The following is a 1,960-nucleotide window of genomic DNA, read 5'->3' as shown; positions in this document are numbered from 1 at the left end:
AGGGGAGTCTGGCGGTGTCCTACTTTCACACGGCAATGCCGCACTATCATCGGCGCTAAGGCGTTTCACGGTCCTGTTCGGGATGGGAAGGGGTGGGACCACCTCGCTAAGGCCGCCAGACATAAACTGTCAACAAACTGGAAGAAGCCTGGAAGCCTCTCAGCTTCCATTTCGAATTGGGTAATCGATCGTACGTCGCACACTCTATTCACCGCGTGGCCCAAGCCACTCAAATGATAGGATCAAGCCTCACGAGCAATTAGTATCGGTTAGCTTCACGCCTCACAGCGCTTCCACACCCGACCTATCAACGTCCTGGTCTCGAACGACTCTTCAGGAGGGTCAAGCCCTCAGGGAAGTCTCATCTTCAGGCGAGTTTCCCGCTTAGATGCTTTCAGCGGTTATCTCTTCCGAACTTAGCTACCCGGCAATGCCACTGGCGTGACAACCGGTACACCAGAGGTTCGTCCACTCCGGTCCTCTCGTACTAGGAGCAGCCCCCGTCAAACTTCCAACGCCCACTGCAGATAGGGACCAAACTGTCTCACGACGTTTTGAACCCAGCTCACGTACCACTTTAAATGGCGAACAGCCATACCCTTGGGACCGGCTACAGCCCCAGGATGTGATGAGCCGACATCGAGGTGCCAAACTCCGCCGTCGATGTGAACTCTTGGGCGGAATCAGCCTGTTATCCCCGGAGTACCTTTTATCCGTTGAGCGATGGCCCTTCCATTCAGAACCACCGGATCACTATGTCCTGCTTTCGCACCTGCTCGACTTGTCGGTCTCGCAGTTAAGCCACCTTATGCCATTGCACTATCAGCACGATTTCCGACCGTACCTAGGTGACCTTCGAACTCCTCCGTTACACTTTGGGAGGAGACCGCCCCAGTCAAACTGCCTACCATGCACTGTCCCCGATCCGGATCACGGACCAAGGTTAGAACCTCAAACACACCAGGGTGGTATTTCAAGGACGGCTCCACCAGAACTAGCGTCCTGGTTTCATAGCCTCCCACCTATCCTACACAAGTCTGTTCAAAGTCCAATGCAAAGCTACAGTAAAGGTTCACGGGGTCTTTCCGTCTAGCAGCGGGGAGATTGCATCTTCACAAACATTTCAACTTCGCTGAGTCTCAGGAGGAGACAGTGTGGCCATCGTTACGCCATTCGTGCGGGTCGGAACTTACCCGACAAGGAATTTCGCTACCTTAGGACCGTTATAGTTACGGCCGCCGTTTACCGGGGCTTCGATCAAGAGCTTGCACCCCATCACTTAACCTTCCGGCACCGGGCAGGCGTCACACCGTATACGTCCACTTTCGTGTTGGCACAGTGCTGTGTTTTTGATAAACAGTCGCAGCCACCGATTCTCTGCGACCTCTCGAGGCTTCGAACGCGAGGTCCTACACCTTAAGAGGCATACCTTCTCCCGAAGTTACGGTATCAATTTGCCGAGTTCCTTCTCCTGAGTTCTCTCAAGCGCCTTAGAATTTTCATCCTGCCCACCTGTGTCGGTTTGCGGTACGGTTCTCGTATAGCTGAAGCTTAGTGGCTTTTCCTGGAAGCGTGGTATCAGTCACTTCGGTTCCGTAGAACCTCGTTATCACGTCTCGGTGTTAACAAAGGAGCGGATTTGCCTACTCCTTCCACCTACCGGCTTGAACCAGGGCATCCAACACCTGGCTGACCTAACCTTCTCCGTCCCCACATCGCACTATACGAAAGTACGGGAATATTGACCCGTTTCCCATCGACTACGCTTTTCAGCCTCGCCTTAGGGGCCGACTCACCCTACGCCGATGAACGTTGCGTAGGAAACCTTGGGCTTTCGGCGAGCGGGCTTTTCACCCGCTTTATCGCTACTCATGTCAGCATTCGCACTTCTGATATCTCCAGCATGCCTTACGACACACCTTCACAGACCTACAGAACGCTCCCCTACCATCTGCACTTG

2 rRNA genes (1 of these 2 running past the window's edge) are annotated in these 1,960 nt (G+C 53.9%); both read right to left on the bottom strand.

Annotated elements, in window-relative coordinates:
- Positions 1-6: 6 nt before the first annotated feature.
- A 5S ribosomal RNA gene (gene rrf / locus AC3WG5_RS19080) occupies positions 7-120 on the bottom strand.
- Positions 121-238: 118 nt separating this feature from the next.
- A 23S ribosomal RNA gene (locus tag AC3WG5_RS19075) occupies positions 239-1,960 on the bottom strand (it continues 1,266 nt past the right edge of the window).

It is taken from the genome of Pseudogulbenkiania sp. FW507-F1 (assembly GCF_058781125.1).
Note: the sequence above shows the minus strand (reverse complement) of the source record. Positions and strands in the feature narration are given on the sequence as shown.